15 protein-coding genes are annotated in these 16,342 nt (G+C 42.4%); 8 read left to right on the top strand and 7 right to left on the bottom strand.

The window, feature by feature from the left end; all coding sequences use genetic code 11:
* Positions 1-70 precede the first annotated feature (70 nt).
* Complete coding sequence (locus tag AC3WQ3_RS21125; RefSeq protein ID WP_492473422.1) at positions 71-781, bottom strand: DUF4386 domain-containing protein; 711 nt, start codon at positions 779-781, stop codon at positions 71-73.
* A gap of 78 nt (positions 782-859) precedes the next feature.
* Between AC3WQ3_RS21125 and AC3WQ3_RS21130 the strand changes: the two genes are divergently transcribed.
* On the top strand, positions 860-1,729 hold the full coding sequence (locus AC3WQ3_RS21130) for a helix-turn-helix transcriptional regulator (protein WP_492473423.1): 870 nt from the start codon (positions 860-862) through the stop codon (positions 1,727-1,729).
* Positions 1,730-2,123: 394 nt separating this feature from the next.
* Here AC3WQ3_RS21130 and AC3WQ3_RS21135 read toward each other — a convergent pair whose 3' ends face one another.
* On the bottom strand, positions 2,124-2,633 hold the full coding sequence (locus AC3WQ3_RS21135; RefSeq protein ID WP_492473424.1) for a TetR/AcrR family transcriptional regulator: 510 nt from the start codon (positions 2,631-2,633) through the stop codon (positions 2,124-2,126).
* Between the two features lie 190 nt (positions 2,634-2,823).
* Between AC3WQ3_RS21135 and AC3WQ3_RS21140 the strand changes: the two genes are divergently transcribed.
* Positions 2,824-3,744 carry a ketopantoate reductase family protein gene (locus AC3WQ3_RS21140; protein WP_492473425.1) on the top strand — a complete coding sequence of 307 codons (921 nt, stop codon included), beginning with the start codon at positions 2,824-2,826 and terminating at the stop codon, positions 3,742-3,744.
* A 160-nt stretch (positions 3,745-3,904) separates the two neighbouring features.
* On the opposite strand, the gene AC3WQ3_RS21145 is transcribed toward AC3WQ3_RS21140, so the two are convergent.
* The 4 genes from AC3WQ3_RS21145 to AC3WQ3_RS21160 form a co-directional block, all read right to left on the bottom strand.
* Complete coding sequence (locus AC3WQ3_RS21145) at positions 3,905-5,113, bottom strand: sugar efflux transporter (RefSeq protein ID WP_492473427.1); 1,209 nt, start codon at positions 5,111-5,113, stop codon at positions 3,905-3,907.
* 465 nt (positions 5,114-5,578) lie between these two features.
* Entirely contained in the window at positions 5,579-6,715 is a 1,137-nt protein-coding gene (locus tag AC3WQ3_RS21150) for an alpha/beta hydrolase (protein ID WP_492473428.1), read from the bottom strand.
* 34 nt (positions 6,716-6,749) lie between these two features.
* Positions 6,750-7,409 carry a TetR/AcrR family transcriptional regulator gene (locus tag AC3WQ3_RS21155; protein WP_492473429.1) on the bottom strand — a complete coding sequence of 220 codons (660 nt, stop codon included), beginning with the start codon at positions 7,407-7,409 and terminating at the stop codon, positions 6,750-6,752.
* A 178-nt stretch (positions 7,410-7,587) separates the two neighbouring features.
* Positions 7,588-9,126: a glycine betaine uptake BCCT transporter gene (locus AC3WQ3_RS21160; protein WP_492473430.1), complete on the bottom strand. Its 1,539-nt coding sequence runs from the start codon at positions 9,124-9,126 to the stop codon at positions 7,588-7,590.
* Between the two features lie 352 nt (positions 9,127-9,478).
* On the opposite strand from AC3WQ3_RS21160, the gene AC3WQ3_RS21165 reads away from it, so the two are divergent.
* Positions 9,479-10,213: a pentapeptide repeat-containing protein gene (locus AC3WQ3_RS21165; protein ID WP_492473431.1), complete on the top strand. Its 735-nt coding sequence runs from the start codon at positions 9,479-9,481 to the stop codon at positions 10,211-10,213.
* Between the two features lie 178 nt (positions 10,214-10,391).
* The gene (locus tag AC3WQ3_RS21170) at positions 10,392-11,789 is read left to right on the top strand and encodes a catalase (RefSeq protein WP_492473432.1); all 1,398 of its coding nucleotides are present in this window, start codon (positions 10,392-10,394) and stop codon (positions 11,787-11,789) included.
* Between the two features lie 144 nt (positions 11,790-11,933).
* Here the strand turns inward: AC3WQ3_RS21170 and AC3WQ3_RS21175 are convergent, their stop codons facing one another.
* Complete coding sequence (locus tag AC3WQ3_RS21175; protein ID WP_024630063.1) at positions 11,934-12,191, bottom strand: GlsB/YeaQ/YmgE family stress response membrane protein; 258 nt, start codon at positions 12,189-12,191, stop codon at positions 11,934-11,936.
* Positions 12,192-12,346: 155 nt separating this feature from the next.
* Between AC3WQ3_RS21175 and AC3WQ3_RS21180 the strand changes: the two genes are divergently transcribed.
* From AC3WQ3_RS21180 to AC3WQ3_RS21195, 4 genes are all read left to right on the top strand, one after another.
* Entirely contained in the window at positions 12,347-13,054 is a 708-nt protein-coding gene (locus tag AC3WQ3_RS21180) for a response regulator transcription factor (protein WP_492473433.1), read from the top strand.
* 71 nt (positions 13,055-13,125) lie between these two features.
* Entirely contained in the window at positions 13,126-14,478 is a 1,353-nt protein-coding gene (locus AC3WQ3_RS21185) for a sensor histidine kinase (RefSeq protein ID WP_492473434.1), read from the top strand.
* 128 nt (positions 14,479-14,606) lie between these two features.
* On the top strand, positions 14,607-15,308 hold the full coding sequence (locus tag AC3WQ3_RS21190; protein ID WP_492473435.1) for a hypothetical protein: 702 nt from the start codon (positions 14,607-14,609) through the stop codon (positions 15,306-15,308).
* A gap of 392 nt (positions 15,309-15,700) precedes the next feature.
* Entirely contained in the window at positions 15,701-16,033 is a 333-nt protein-coding gene (locus tag AC3WQ3_RS21195; RefSeq protein WP_492473436.1) for a YjdF family protein, read from the top strand.
* The last annotated feature ends 309 nt before the right edge of the window (positions 16,034-16,342 follow it).

Below are 16,342 nucleotides of genomic sequence, written 5' to 3' on the forward strand. Positions count from 1 at the left end.
CAAGGCCACTGTTTATAAAGCAGATTCTTTGGATATTCTTCGTATTTATTGATCTATCTGAGTTGTAAGATTAAGAAAACTCCTGATTCGCTCCTATTTTCTCGAGGTTTCGCTTGTCAAATCCCTTTACAATCAACCATACAGACAAACTCAATTCATATATGCCGACTGGAAGAGCAATCATTCCTTTTATTGCAGAAAGAGGTTCTATCATACCGAACATTTCTAATAGCCCTGCTATAAATACAAGTACAGCAGTAATTATACCAAACAGCGCTAACGTTCTTGGAACTAAACCTGTTCTAAAAAGCAAATAGCTATACAGTGCCGTATTAATACCCAGCATAAAATTGGGACCTAACATCGATGTCCAGCGGTGAAATGCTTGCAGCATGTAACCGATCTCGTTAAGATTTTCTACACTTGTTAAGTTGTTTGCTTCATAATGTATACTAAGTTGTACTAAACCTAAAATACTTACCACACCTATGGCAATAAGTACTGCTTCCATAAATCGAAAGCATAGATATCCTAGAGCGAGCGGTTCATTCCACCGACGAAGATAAGGGAACAGCATGACCGATGTACCAACTGCAGTTAGAATGAGCATGAGATCGTTAAATACCCCAAGCAAGACCTGTGTTTTAAAACCATTTGCCACTGACAAATACCATTGTTCAGATAAAACCGGCTCATATGAGATAACAGCGATGACTGAAGTGACTGCAGCTACAATATAAAAAATGCCGATTATAATTCCGTTCCTTCTGTCTTGCGTCATTACCCTACCTCCTTAAGTTAGTTACTGTTTAGGTATAAAATTGCAGAGTTACTCCGAAAAAATGGATTGGAGGTTATTATGGATCATTATGCAGTCATAGAGAGTGCTCTACTCCATATTGAGAACAATTTAGACCAGCCCTTATCATTAGAGTCTGTAGCTGATACAGTTAACATGTCGAAATATTACTTTCACAGACTATTTTCTGCGATAACAGGTTCTTCCTTAAACAATTACATCCTATCCAGAAGATTGAACGCTTCACTACAATTCATTGAATCCGATCAGCTATCACTTACAGATATTTCTTACCTGCTGAACTTTGGAGCCCAATCATCATTTACTCGTGCTTTTAAACGTCAATATGGAATAGCCCCGAGCGCTCTAAGAGTACAAAACATGAACATTCCTCAAATACCCATGCCATCAGTGGTTAGAAGACCCGTTAAAAACATCAATGGTGATGTTGTCACCGACTTCACCCTAACAGACTTCGAATCCATACGGGTAACCGGTATAGCTTTTGAAGTTGATCTGGCTGATGATGATTACAAGGCAAAGATTCGCTCGCACTCTGACAAACTGTTGCAGGACATTGATAAAACAGTAAGCGGTCCATGTTATGTCATCTATTCCAATTGCCAACCTAATTCAACCCGCTTTAAAGTCCTATTTGGAATTCCATATGACATTCAGATCAACAAACCTTTTTATTTTACTATTGACGTGCCACAGCTCTTCTGTGCCAAATTCAAGTATTTCGGTGATCTCCTTGAAATAGGAGATGTCCTTAAAACTGATTACGCCAGATTTCTAAAAATTTCTAGGCAGGAAACGGAGGATTCACATATCGAGCTTATTCAAACTTTTGATGATATTCACAATTTTCAATCTGCCTTCCACATATATGCACCTATCAAAAAACTCCCGACTGATTCAGCCTATTAGCCACGCCCTCCGTTCTGTTATGATCTCAAGATATCATGAGGACTACAAATACACTTTTCAAATCTTGCTGTAATGCATGGGGCGGCCAGAAACGGTGGACGGAAAAGTAATTAAAGTAGAGAGCTTAACAATATAGATTGGGATATACCGGCTTGTGAAGTTAGAAACCATTAGGCGAAGGATGGTCCTTAAACTTGTCGTTACAGACAACGCGGAGAACCGTACCACAAATAGAGGCAATTTTCCTGAAAAAAACTTGGAGAAGTATGTATTTACAGACTGCGGATTCGTAAGAGTGGGTTATTCTTTTTCTTTAGAAAGTGGGTTGTTTAAACAAGGTTGTGCGCGCTTTCCATAGTTAAACAACCTTTTGGATAAGGTTTGAATGAAAGACTCATTCTTTAAAATAGGGTGTAATCCCTCTTGAATATAGGTTCTCCACTAACTTGAAAAATTCTTCTGACGATAAATCCTTTTGACGCTGGAGCCATAGACGAAATAAAGAAAGGGAAGTTGTCAGGTAAAACTCAATTAAGTATGGCGTTAAGGCATGGTTTTGTGGAACGTTCATTTCCAATTGTTCTAAAGTGATTTCTTTTTTTAAACGTTTCAAAAAACGTGCACTTCCATAATCGCCCAAAATAGCATTTAGAACCAGGAGATGTTCTCTTTTGTCGAGACAATAGAGCGTATCTTGGACCGTATGCATCGATAGCTCTTTGTTTGCCAATTCTTTTTTTATGTCATTTAACAACTCATTTTCAACAGAGTCTAGCAATTCATAAATGTCCGTAAAGTATTGATAAAAGGTGCTGCGGTTATATCCTGACTTATTCGCAATTTCCTGAACTGAAATTTTCTCAATTGGTTTTTGGCTGTATAACTGACAAAAAAACTTCAACAAATGTTTGTCTTGTTTTCTCCGTTATTTGGGGTTGCTTTTTCATGTTTGCCTCCTACTAGCGAATAAGAATATCATCCGACAAATCATAAAAAACTGAAGGTTGATCAACGAATAATGAAAATTTATAATCACATCATACAACATGTTGTCGGATATTCAAAAGAATTGTTAATAAGTAGGAGTGTTTTTAATGTCAACAAAACAAGATCGAATTCTAATTTTTGGTGCAGGTGTCATCGGGAGCATGTACGCAATTAAGCTTATTGAAGCAGGTTTTGACGTTACCCTGTTTGCACGTTCTAATAGATATAAATCGTTAAGAGAAAATGGCCTGCGATATGAGGGGAAAGGTACAGTTAGATCGATACAAGTGAATGTCATCGATACGCTCGAAAATGATGATATATACGATTTCATTTTCGTTACCGTTCGTTATGATCGGTCCGAATCAGCGTTGTTAGCGCTAAAAGATAATCAAAGCAAAAATATAGTTACGATGACTAGTAATTCAATGGGATTTTCCTCGTGGCTGGATATCGTGGGGGATAGACTTTTACCAGCTTTTCCTGGCTTCGGCGGACAGATTAAGGATGGAGTATTGCATGCTCGATTTCTACCAAAGATTATAGCGGCAACAGCATTTGGAGAAATTAATGGTGTAGTGACAGAACGCATAGAAAACCTCGCAAAAATATTTAAAACAGCAAAGCTTCCTTACGTTATTAAAAGGGATATGCAGTCGTATCTAATCACACATTCCGTATCAGACATTGCCATGTTGAGCATTTTACAATCCGAGAATAAGATAATGGACAAAAAAACATCCAGAACCAGAAGGACAGCACGCAAAATAACAATCACTTTAAAAGCATATCTGAGGGCAATACAAAAAGCTGGCGTTTCAATTGATCCACCAATGCTTAAAATGGTGCTTAACTTTCCAAACTTAATTTTGGATCTTTTCTTTATGACATGGCTACGAACGAATATGGTTAGGGATATGATGTTGCCGGATTATGCGAACCATGCTACTAATGAGATTGTTCTGCTGAGTAACGATTTAATGAAATTTTTAAATCAAAATGGCACCAAATCGGAAATTCTTAACTAAGCTTAAAGGAAATGATAATTCAAAAGTCGAACAAGAGCAGCTAATCCATGATTGGCTGCTTTTGTTCGACTTTTGGGCAGGTTAGTTTAGTGATAAGATGGAATATCCTATACGTGGGGAGAAGCTCAAAAATATGAATTTTCCCGTTGAATTGGCATAGTTAGGTTGAGATTTGCGGTTCATCTGCAGGCTGTCGTCCACTTACCGCAAGCATAATGACAGCAATAATGATTAGTATAAAGCAGAAGATAAATGAGTATCGGTAACCGACAATGCTGGCTACTCCACCACCAACAAGACTGCCAAGCAGTCTGCCGATTGTGGATGAATTGGAATATAGCGTGGAAGCATATCCTGGCATTCTGGGCAGCAGGTCCTGTATATAGCTAATTCCAATTGCAGAAATGACGGCGACAAAAACAGCGAGCAAAATTTGTGCTGCAAGCATTTGCCACATCGCGTTTGATATAAGTATAACGAAATAATAAGCTCCTCCGAAAATTGCCCCGCAAAACACCAAGATTCGGTTACTATACTTTGCACTAAGTAGACCGAGTACAATCATAAAAGGAATTTCCAGCGCAGCACATATACTACTAACTAAACCGACATCACTTGTCGTTCCCCCAAGATTGTTTGTAATAAAGAGAGCCGTGTTAATACTGCTCATCCAATGAGCGGTATACATGAGTATCAGAATTAGAAAAGGAATCAAAATATCCCGGTTTTGAGCCAGCCGGAAACTTTTTATTTTCACTTCAGCTTGATTGCTCTTCATTTCTGTGTTTGATTTGAGAAACAGGAAAACAAGCAGAGCAACAAGTAGGAAAGCTCCGATTGTACCCAAAAAAATCCCCTTAAATCCAATAGCAGCGAGTAATAAAGTGCCGATTAAGGGACCTGTAATAAAGCCGAGAGAGAAAGCAGAACGCAACGTAGAATTAGCAAACGCACGCTCCGTAAAATGACTCTTTATCACAGCTTCTCTGGAAATAGCGAACAACTGAGGCATCCCTGGTGCACCTAGTGCAGTAAACACAGTCATGTAAATGAACAAAATCGGAAAATCATGAATGAACAAGTATCCACTAAAGGCCAGGGCATTAGCGAGAGTAGAGAAAAGATAAACGCCCTTTCGATTTAGGCCGAGGTCTGAACGTCTCCCGATTAGCGTGCTGACCCATATTCCTGCAATTAGTGTGACGGCTAGATAAAGACCAAACATGCCAATAGATACGCCAAGCTTTTCCGTGAAATAAATTGATAAAAAGGGGGTGCTGAGCGAAATGCCCATACCCTGTAATGCCATACACATAAAGAGTAAAGCATACGAAGGAATGGAAAATAGGCTAACGAATCGATTAATCATAGTGTAAAATTACTCCTCAGTATTTATTGTTGTGTAATCACCATACATGACCTTGCTTTATCTCGTCTAATTGTATTTTACTGGAAAACGATTTTCATCTACTCAGGGACTGCCCATTTCACTATCATCAGGTATGGTGAGCATATAGGCGTGCGGATCTGTCCGCCTTATCGATTCCAAATCCATGGGGAGTTAAAGAAAGGGGGGGATAAACGAATTATTGAAGTTACAAAACGTTGGTAAAAAATCAACGAAATTTCTTGTCTTCTTTTGCCCAACAGGAACCAAATGGACTCATTGGACCCATACAGTTGAATAACCCTGAAGTTTCCTGATAGAGATAGACTTCTAATAGAAAACAATGCCCGAAATAGGAGAGAGCCGATAACCGTGTAATTGGTTATTGGCTCTATATCTGTATGGCTAGTTCTTTGATATGCGTTTGTTAGCAGCCTCTCGGGTATGTCACTTGCTGCAGGTCTTCTTGATTAAATCCACGCCAACGTATGCTAGACTTTCCACACTTGCTGCCTTCTGTAGTATGTAGTGATCAAAAAAGTTCTTCGTATAGTCTGTTACAAGACTTCGCATTTCCATAGCATCCCGTTCGCCTCTGAGTTCCTCATTAACATTGGTAAACACGATGTCACAGTAATCTAAATGTGCAGCACCATCAACAGAGAAATAATAGGTTTCCATGCTATTGTTAGCGCCAATTATCGCATTCATATTATAGTTAGGTTCACTAAACAGTAGCAAGAAGGGTTTCTTAAGGTCGCTGTCCTGAAGTCCGAACGCACCGCTATCCAAGCCAATCCCGCAGGCGAACCGTTTGTCGTCCCGGCAAACAATCGCCGCCGTAGGTCCTCCATAAGAATGTCCGACTATGCCCATGCCGATGTTAAGCCATAATCTGCCCTTAAAGATGGAATTCAGTTCTCCAGAGTCCAGTTTGTAAAGATAATCGGCTACATACCTTATATCTTCTGCCTGTAATTCGCTATGCTCTGTTAACTTGGCAAGTATCGGCAGTGTAAGCACGTTTTGGCACATCTCAATGGCAGTTTCTTCGTCAGGCCGCATCTCCATCTTACCAGCCAACTCCACCATTTCCGGATCTTCAGAAAACGCCATAATAACATCCGAAAAATCCTTTGATACATTAAACAGGCGTCCATCTTTACACTTATACATGGTGCTATTCTGGTGGCCGACGCTGACCACTACATATCCCATGCTTGCCAAGTCTGTACAGATCACGGTACCCCATTCTGGAGAACCTCCCCCGCCGCAAACATAGAATAATACCGGATAGCGCTTTTCCTTCCCGGAGAGAGCAAGGTCGTCGTAACACTGGGTCTGGATATCGATAGAGCAAGCATCCTTCAACGCAGTGAGAAGTGGCTGCTCATGCAACATCTCGTATACTTCAGGAAACATGTACGTTGATGTCGTCTTCCCTTCGTTACTGTCGGACGGATAGTACACAAACGCCGTCAGTTCTCTTTTTGAGTGGTCTGATGCCGTGTACTCAAAATCCATCTGGGTTCGACCGACCGTATAGCCGCCAATGGGTTCTGGAAATGCGTCATACGTTTTCATTTTCTTATTCCCCCTATATTCGTTGGAATCGTATCTACTCCTTAGCTTTCTTGAGATCGCTAACCATTTCAGAATATTTATGATCTTCGAGCAGCCCATGACCCATAAAGTCAGTAAAGTACTTGCTAATCTTCAGTTGCAGCTTAGAGTCCTTGATATCGAATTCTCGAAAAAACATGACAAGATTAAACTGCATGGACTCAAACATAAAAGAAATCAGGTCGTCATCAATATCAGGTCGGAGAGATCCATCAACCCTCATTCGACGTAAAATGTTCTTGATGATGGGGAATGACTCCCCCTTTAGCACATCCAGATAGATTTTAAGCAAAATGTCCTCAGGAATGTATAGTACTGTTTCAGTAAGTTTGATTTCCAACTCATTCAATGGCTCGATCATCTTGCCATTAACATGACCAAATAAGCCAGTAAGGAAAAACCGGTAAAGGGAATCTTCATTCGTGTTATTAAAATACGAAGCTCTTTTCTGGGTCACATTACGCATTAAGTGACAATAAAGGTCATCTTTGTCTTCAAAATACCGATAAAATGTTCCAGGGTGCATGGACAAACAATCCAAAACCATCTTCATCGATATATCCTCATAAAGATTATTAACAAAAAGATGCATAGCGCTATTAGATATTTCCTCGCGTCTTGCTTCATCTAAACGAAAGAAAGTTTTTTTTGGCATAGAGTACTCCTCAATATAAAGTGTGAACTCATTCACACCATATCGATAATCGATTCACATGTCAAGTAGTACTGAAAACTTAGATATCAATAATGTAGGACAGACAAATCAAAAGGCACCCGCCTATAGGCAGGTGCCATCTCTATAGAGATCAAGTATACATTATCTATGGGGAACATCATTTTGCAAGTTCCTGTTCCTCCAGTAATCGTTTCAATTTTTGGCGCTGCCGTTTTTCCTTTTGACGGCGCTCTCTGTCCTCAGCCTGCAGCGCTTTAAGTAGGGAGACACACATGCCGATAAGGACAACAGCGAACGGCAGTGCGGCCACAATGGAGGCCGTCTGGAGGCCGTTCAATCCCCCGCTGATTAGAAGAACTACCGCGATGGAGGATTGCAAGATTCCCCAGGTTAATTTTACTCTTGTACTCGGGTCCAACCTGCCATCTGAAGTCAGCATGCCCAGCACAAAGGTAGCTGAATCCGCCGACGTAATAAAGAAGATCATGATCAGAAGGGTAGCAACGAATGCAGTAATCGTGCCTAGAGGCAGCTGTTCCAGCATAAGGAATAAAGCAGTTGTCGTGTCTTCTTTGACGGCTTCTGCCAGATGAGCGGCATTGAACAATTCCAACTGAAGTCCTGTTCCCCCAAAGACGGAGAACCAGATAAATCCGAAAAGGCTTGGGATAACCATGACGTAAATTACAAATTCCTTAATGGTTCTTCCTTTGGATACCCTTGCGATAAACGTTCCAACAAAAGGAGCCCACGAGATCCACCAGGCCCAGTAAAATAACGTCCAGGTTCCAATCCAGGTTTCTCTTGAGAACGGCGTCAGTCTCAAACTCATGTTAATAATATTCTGCAGGTAACTTCCCAAGGTGGTCGTGAATGTGTCAAATATAAAAGAAGTCGGCCCAGTCACCAAAACAAACAACATTAATAGCACAGCTATAACGAGGTTGGTGTTGCTCAAAATCTTAATACCTCTATCCAGACCGGAGGTTGCCGAGATTAAAAACAATACCGTTACAATGGCGATGATGACAACCTGGGACAGCGTTGAGTTGGGAATGCCGAATAAGTAATTCAACCCCCCACCGATCTGAAGGGCGCCCAATCCAAGCGAGGTCGCAACTCCGAAGATGGTGGAAATGACGGCCAGAATATCAATGACCTTGCCAAGCCATCCTGCAGCAAGACGTTCACCGATCAAAGGAATAAAGGTGGAACTGATTAGCCCCTTGTAGCCTTTTCGAAACTGGAAATAAGCGAGCGCTAAGCCGATGACGGTATAGATTGCCCAAGGATGCAGCCCCCAGTGGAAAAAGGAATAACGCATTGAAAGTCTTGCGGCTTGCGTTGTTTCGGGTACCGCTCCTTCCGGTGCAGATAAATAGTGGGACAGCGGTTCAGCCACTCCCCAGAAAACCAGCCCAATACCCATGCCAGCGCTAAACAGCATGGACAGCCAGGAAACCGTAGAATATTCCGGTTCATCATCGTCATCCCCCAGCCTGATACTGCCAAATCGGCTGAATGCCAGATAAAAAGCGAAGATCAGGAAGAACAGCGTCGCCAGCAAATAAAACCAGCCAAAATTCTGAATAGAGAAGTTGTAGGCTACGTTAGCCGCATCAGCCAGCTGATCAGGAGCGACAGCTCCCCATATTGCAAATAGTGCAACGATGATAATTGTGATTGTAAATACCATGAAGAGACCTCCGATATGTAAGCTTCATCCAACATTTCCTTAGTATGTACTAGTCCAGCATGTAATATTTCGGAATGCCAGCTGTTGATAAAATAAAACAAATAGCCTTGTATTGAAACACCCGTCGGTTTGTTTTGATCTCTCCAGATAAATAAATTATTTAAAATTGCTTGATAAACTGAGATGGTGGATTGAGAATTTCGGGTTTTAGTTATATAGAAATAACTTGAAAAATTTAAGAGGGAATCATCACTTTTAGAAGCAGCATTTGAAAGTATAGTGTATTTTAATGATAAGAGATTCTGAAGGAAAAAATGAAAGGATGAGAAGGATGAAAAGACTCGAGTCTGGTATGTCCATAGATAACGAATTATTTTCTGATATTGTCAGGTATGAGCACGTAACGATAAGCGGAACGACCATAAAAAACTCGAATGTTGGTTCACCAATATTCTGGAGCTGTAATCTGAATCAACTTGTGTTTGATACCTGCGATCTTACCAATGCGAGATTTTTTGCCGGTAGTACGATTGATCATTGTACATTTATTCGTTCCGACTTGCGCTCAGTTGGCATTGCCAAGGGCGAAGCTGTTTTTACCAATTGCGAATTTTCCTCCTGCGATATGAGAGGCATGACATTGGAGAATGCAACCTTCATCGATTGTACTTTTGTTAAATGCAGATTTAATGACCGGATTTTACAAGCAGCGAATATCGTAAATTGTTCCTTTACCGGGAAGCTCGTGGATATTACATTTGAGGGACATGGCAAACAAAAGCTAATCGCCAATTTTGAAAACTGCATCTTTGAAGGTGTTCGTTTTGTGAACTGTGATCTGACGCAATGTATTCCGCCAAAATCCAAAAATCATCTGTATGTTGAACAGGTATCCTCACGTGTGAAAAATGCGATACCGAAGATTGAAAATGACCCTCATCTATCTGACGATGAACGAAAAATATTGGTACGCAGTCTGCGCAAGCTTGAGCATATGGATCAATATATTTTTAACACAGTACATATGAAGAAAATATATGGTGATGTTTTTGTTGAACGATTTTTCAGTAGTCTGAACGTTCAGTGAGAATCATCCTGTCACCAGTCTGTTATAAAAAAGACGCATCGTCGTTTCAAACCAAGGTTTGTCCTAGTAGTTGTTCGTTGTAAGTTCTAGACACGGCCACTCAATATGACATACTGTCATATTGAGTACCTAGCCATGCATATATATCCCCGAGAATGTAGGTATAGGGGGCGGAACAATGGACGGTAACAATGCTAATAATCAGGGAAACAGTCGAAGCTGGAAGGGAGGCAATGTACAATCCGAGTGGCATGCCAAGCAGTCGCCAGAACACCATTCACAGACAGTAGGGGAACGGGGGCCGATTCTGGAGCAGGACAGCATGCTGCATGAAACACTCGAAACCTTTGTCCACGAAAAGATCTTAGAGCGTCCGGTCCACGTAAAGGGATTCGGAGCATTGGGTTATTTTGAAACCCTACACTCGATGGCCGCTTATACGAACCTGTGTTTCTTGCAAAAGCCAGGACAACAGGTTGCTGTTACCGTTCGTTTCTCACTTGCGGTTAGCAACAAAGGAACACCCGATACATCCCGCAACGTGCGTGGATTTTCGACGAAATTTTATACCGAGCAAGGCGTTTTCGACCTGCTTTGTAATCATATCCCCGTGTTTCTCGTACGAGATCCGATCCGGTTTCCTGAGTCAATTCATGCTTTCCTGCCATCACCCGTTAACAATCTCATTGATCCGAATCGATTCTGGGGGTTCATTGCTAGAGCACCAGAGGCAACTCATTTCGTTGTACGACTGTACTCGGACGAAGGGACGATCAAGAGCCTCCGCCATACGCCAGGACACAGTGTTAACACCTATGTATGGAAAAATGCACAAAACGAACGCTTCTACGTCAAATATCGCTGGATTCCTTTAGCTGGAGAGCAATATATCGAAGCGGAAGAAGCGGCTCGTTTGGCCAGCGAGAACCCCGATTATTCGGGTAAAGATTTATATGACACGATTGCACAAGGTACACCTGTCCAGTATGGGCTGTATGTGCAGTTGATGAACCCACAGGATGAGGCAATGATGCCGTTCGATCCGTTGGATGACACGAAAGTGTGGGATGTGCGTCAATTCCCGCTTCTGCCCGTTGGTCGACTCGTCTTGGATAAGAACCCTACGAATTATCAGGAGCAGATCGAGAAGCTGGCATTCTCCCCGTCCAACCTTCTGGATGGTGCTGAGCTGTCCGATGATAAAATGCTGCAAGGCCGCAGTAATATTTATTGGGATTCACAGCGCCATCGCCTTGGATCGGACTTTCGCAAAATTCCGATTAACCATCAAGCCAGCTGGTCACCGACGGATCAGGTAACGAGCGGAGAAGGGCGTTATGTAGCTGGTCGGCTCGTTCGATCCGATATTCCGAAGGCTGATAATTTCACCCAAGCGGGACAATTCTACCAGTCGCTAACAGGAGTTCAACAGGATCATCTTGTTCAGAACCTCGCTGATGACTTATCGGCAGTTTCTCAAGAGATACAGACGATTGTGTTAGGCTATTTTTTCGAGGCTGATGCAACATTAGCCGAAAGGGTAGCACGCCAGATCGCTGCGCTGAAGAAGGGATAATTCAGTACAAAAAAGGACCGTAAGTGTTCATCTTTCATCGATGAATGCTTTCGGTCCTTTTGTTTTTATCCTTCACCTACTATGCAATGGCAGCATTTTAATACAATTCTAATAAACAACGGTATCGGTTTCCGCTTCACCTCGTTAACGTCTTCGGAAGGCTCCGCCTCGTGCCAGAGCGAAGAAGATGAGCAGGGCAATAATCGAGCCAACGATGGCCGGAATAATATGAAATCCGCCAATCACGGGACCCCTTGGTCCCAGCAATTCTGTTCCTAACCAGGAACCGATAAAACCCGCAATGATATTCCCAAGTACACCTCCCGGTACATCACGCCCAATCAAGTTGCCGCTTAGCCAGCCAATAAGTCCACCAACAATGAGTACCCAGAGCAGATCCATTGAGTTGTTCTCCTTTCTTCGGGTTTATTACAAGTTATGTTGGGCTCAGTGGAATATACCTCATCTTCCAATTGGTGGAGGAATCTAAAGTGTCTGTGCTAAGATTGGGTTAAATATAATTGAAGCTGGAGAATAAGGCTACATAGGGGTGTACAATGAAGAAAATCCTAGTCATTGATGATGAAATTGCAATTCGAGATTTAATTGAGCTGGTACTAAGGCGAGAAAACTACGATGTGCAGACTGCAGAGGATGGCAAAACTGGCCTGCATTTGCTTGAATCTTTTCAACCCGATTTAGTGGTGCTTGACTTGATGCTGCCTGACTGCTCCGGATATGACCTGTGCAAGGAAATCACCGGGAAACGTGCCGTTCCTGTGATCATGCTCTCTGCCAAAAATGAGGTTATCGACAAGGTACTCGGACTTGAACTGGGGGCGGAAGATTACATGACCAAACCCTTTGACAATCGTGAATTGCTCGCTCGGATCAAGGTGATTCTGAGAAGAAACGAGAGCAAGGAGGAATCCAGTGAAGGAACAGAGGTGAAATCAACACGCATCGTTCATGAAGAGCTCACATTTGATCTGGAAAGCCGAAGGGTGCTGAAAAACGGTATACCCGTGTCTTTAACGGCCAAAGAGTTTAAAATTCTGGAAACGTTACTCAAAAGGCCGGACAAAATCTTCACCCGGGATGAACTGCTGCAGATCGGATGGGGGTATGACTTCATGGGAGACAGTCGAAGTGTGGATATGACCATCATGCGATTGCGGAAGAAGCTGGAGGATAACGCGGACGAACCGAAATATATCAGGACGATCTATGGATTCGGCTATCAACTTGGAGGTGGCGAGGCCTGAAGTATGCAACCCGGTTACTGCTGAATTATTTATTTTTCTCGGTGCTGTCCTTTAGCATCATCATTTTTGCGGTGAATAAAGCCATTGATTACTACAGCTTCGTTACTATTGAAAAACAAATGATGGAGAAGGCGGATCTGTCCGAGCTGTCCTTTCGAGAGGTGTTAGCACAGCATAGGTCATCGACAGGAGAGCCGCAGACTCAGGAAATCGTCAGACTTGCTCTGGAGAAGCTGAAAGCATCAGGCAAAGAAGTGCGTATCTACGACAGCTCCAAGCAGCTGCTGGGCCTCGCTGTGGATGGCATCATCATTAATGATGGCAAACCGCTTATTTTTGACAAAAATATTGAGAAAGCCCTGAGCGGCAGTTATGCCTACACCGTAACGGAAGATCATCTGCTTTATTTTGCAACTCCCATTCAGAATCAATTTTACGAAAATGCTTATGTGTATGAGTTCGTGGACGACATTTCGTACTTTTATGCGATGATGGATCAAATTCGTTATATCCTCTTTGTGGGTGCAGGCGGATTCATTGTGCTGATTACGTTAGCCAGTTTGTGGATTGCCCGCAACACAACCAAGCCGATTAAGGTGCTGCTTGGCGCAGTGCAAAGTTTCTCAAGACAAGAGTTTCGAAGAGTTCATCTTAACCGGAAGGATGAGCTGGGCATGCTGGCAGATGGGCTGGATTCCATGGGGCGTCAGCTGCATGATTACATTCAGTACCAGAAACAATTTGTCTCCAACGTATCTCACGAGTTAAAAACACCCTTGGCAGCGATTCGTGGTTTCTCTCAATACTTGGTTGAGGGGGAGAATGAGAACAAGGAACTGCAAAAAATCTATGGTCATCTGCTGCAGGAGTCGGATCGGTTGACACGCTTGATTAATGAATTGTTGCTGCTCTCCCGCTTCGACAAGGCTGGTTCTAACGAACTGGAAGCCCGGAAAACGGAAATGAACGAACTAATTCAGCAGGTCGCAATGAATATGGAAGCGAAGGCTAAGGATAAAGAGATCAAGATCAAAGTTAGTAAAGCAGAGGAAGAACCGGATGATGAGGGTACGACAAGAGTTTATGCCAACATCAATCCAATGTTAATGTCCCATGCAATCGCCAACCTTGTGGACAACGCTATCAAATACTCAGGCAATCACTCACAGATTAATGTAGAGATGGAACATACGCCAAACGAGATCGTTATTCGGATACGTGATCAAGGTATCGGAATCGCGAGCGATGAACTGGAGAGAGTGCAGGAACGCTTTTACCGGGCGAAAAATGCAAGCACAGCGAACGGTTCAGGTCTTGGACTTTCGATTTGCAAGGAGATTGTAGAGCGGTTTAATGGATATATCGACATGGAAAGTCAGATTGGGGAAGGAACGACCGTTACGATTGTTTTGCCTCGTGTGTAGAACTGCATCTAAACCCAAGCCTAAATAGGTAACGTTACAAGATTGGTACATTTCTGTTATGAGACTAACAAATGCTTTTTTTATAATCACTTCATAAGAAGAAATCACAGATTTATGGAGGGATCAAGATGAAGTTAACAAAGAAAGCTGCAAGTTTTATCGTACTAGGTGCTTTACTAACGGTGGCCTTAACAGGCTGTCAGTCCAGTGATGCTACATCTCCAGCAACCGGACAGAGCACAGCGAATGAACAAAGCAAAGGCGAAGGAGCAGCGAATTCCACAGCGCCTGCTTCAGAAAATTCGGAAGAAAAGGGTACTGAAGCTATTAAGGAAGGTTCGATGGAGAAGGAAGGCAATGTGGTGTTGAAGGAGCTTGCTTTTGTTTATAATGAGCACACCATTGCGATTTCCGATACAGCGAATGAAGATCAGATGGAACAGATGCTGGGCAAACCGGATAACCTGAAATCCCATACGTACAGTGCAGGCGATGGAACAAACATGGATACATTAATCGGTTTTACAGAAAAAGTGTACACGTATCCTGGTCTGGAGATTAAAACCATCAGCATACCGGAGGGCAAACAAGACTCCATCTTTCATATCGAAATTACAGATCCTAAGTACGCAACAGTACGAAACATTAAAGCAGGAGACAGCCTGGATACACTCAAAAACGCCTACCCTGAGGGGAAACTGCTTGGTGATGGAGCCCCTGATGAGGAGGATGACTTCCGTTACGAGCCGTCCAATTATGTGGACGTGATGTCGTTTCATATCAAGGATGCCAAGGTGGAGAGCATTCAGATCTACAGCCTGCTGGACTAATATATAGTGATCGACGTTGGTAAGCCATTCATACGATTCACCTTTAATACCTGCCCGGGAGAGGGCAGGTATTTTTTCGTTTGTGGGCTCGTTTATAGAATGATTGAAAGTTCAAGAATCAATACTGATTACCAGAATGGACAAGGGCGTATACGATTGACGTTTCAGGCGAATATCTAATCGTAATTTTCGCGTCATTTCATTAAACTTATTAAACTAAGGAGCAGTTATTAGGGCAGTTTAACAATTGTAAAAAGTGTGGTATAACCTTATAGGAGTGTAAAAACACAGATCGGTTGGTAGTCCGGTCGCATAAGCATATTCCTTGTGTCAGTGACCTTCCCCCCCTCGGGATGTCCATCACTCCAGTATAAACAGAGGGGGAGTAAGTTGTGAAACTTACCGTATTGTTTGATGAAAGTTGTAAGTTCTGGATCGGTGTGATTGAGCAGGAAGAGCAGGGACGTCTAAGAGCTTGTCGTCATATCTTTGGTAACGAACCGAAGGATTCAGAGGTTTTAGAGTTCGTAAGTGAGAAAATGATGAAAGTGATGAGCCTTACTACGGTAGAGACGAATGCTAAACGAAGCAAAAACACTCGAGTAAATCCGAAAAGATTGGCTCGCCAGGCGTCTAAGGAGATTGCCCAAAGAGGTTTAACTAGTCATGCTCAGGAGGCAATAAAGCTGGACCTAGAGTCTAGGAAACTCCAACGAAGTGCATAATCGTCAACAAATTCTCGAAGAGAATGAGAGAAAATACCAACTAAGAGTTCAAAAGGCTAAGAAGAAGCACAGAGGCAAATAGCCAAGATGGCCAAAGAGGAAGCATGTCTTGTAGATGTGCTTCTTTTTTATTCCTTATAGATATGCAAAAATTGTAGCCTTTTTAGCTCAGGCAGCGCTTACTGACCGCATCAAAGGCCGGGCGAATTGGAAATTCGCATCGCTGCAGGGGAGGAAGGGCGTTCTTTAAAGTATTGATGGCCGATCTTTAGTTAAACATTCAATTGGTTTATTTGCATAATATTGTAT

The organism is Paenibacillus sp. FW104-T2, from assembly GCF_058789975.1.

Coding starts and splice junctions, on each gene's coding strand:
- AC3WQ3_RS21125 (WP_492473422.1), bottom strand. CDS start 781: ATGACGCAAGACAGAAGGAACGGAATTATAATCGGCATTTTTTATATT.
- AC3WQ3_RS21130 (WP_492473423.1), top strand. CDS start 860: ATGGATCATTATGCAGTCATAGAGAGTGCTCTACTCCATATTGAGAAC.
- AC3WQ3_RS21140 (WP_492473425.1), top strand. CDS start 2,824: ATGTCAACAAAACAAGATCGAATTCTAATTTTTGGTGCAGGTGTCATC.
- AC3WQ3_RS21145 (WP_492473427.1), bottom strand. CDS start 5,113: ATGATTAATCGATTCGTTAGCCTATTTTCCATTCCTTCGTATGCTTTA.
- AC3WQ3_RS21150 (WP_492473428.1), bottom strand. CDS start 6,715: ATGAAAACGTATGACGCATTTCCAGAACCCATTGGCGGCTATACGGTC.
- AC3WQ3_RS21155 (WP_492473429.1), bottom strand. CDS start 7,409: ATGCCAAAAAAAACTTTCTTTCGTTTAGATGAAGCAAGACGCGAGGAA.
- AC3WQ3_RS21160 (WP_492473430.1), bottom strand. CDS start 9,126: ATGGTATTTACAATCACAATTATCATCGTTGCACTATTTGCAATATGG.
- AC3WQ3_RS21165 (WP_492473431.1), top strand. CDS start 9,479: ATGTCCATAGATAACGAATTATTTTCTGATATTGTCAGGTATGAGCAC.
- AC3WQ3_RS21170 (WP_492473432.1), top strand. CDS start 10,392: ATGGACGGTAACAATGCTAATAATCAGGGAAACAGTCGAAGCTGGAAG.
- AC3WQ3_RS21175 (WP_024630063.1), bottom strand. CDS start 12,191: ATGGATCTGCTCTGGGTACTCATTGTTGGTGGACTTATTGGCTGGCTA.
- AC3WQ3_RS21180 (WP_492473433.1), top strand. CDS start 12,347: ATGAAGAAAATCCTAGTCATTGATGATGAAATTGCAATTCGAGATTTA.
- AC3WQ3_RS21190 (WP_492473435.1), top strand. CDS start 14,607: ATGAAGTTAACAAAGAAAGCTGCAAGTTTTATCGTACTAGGTGCTTTA.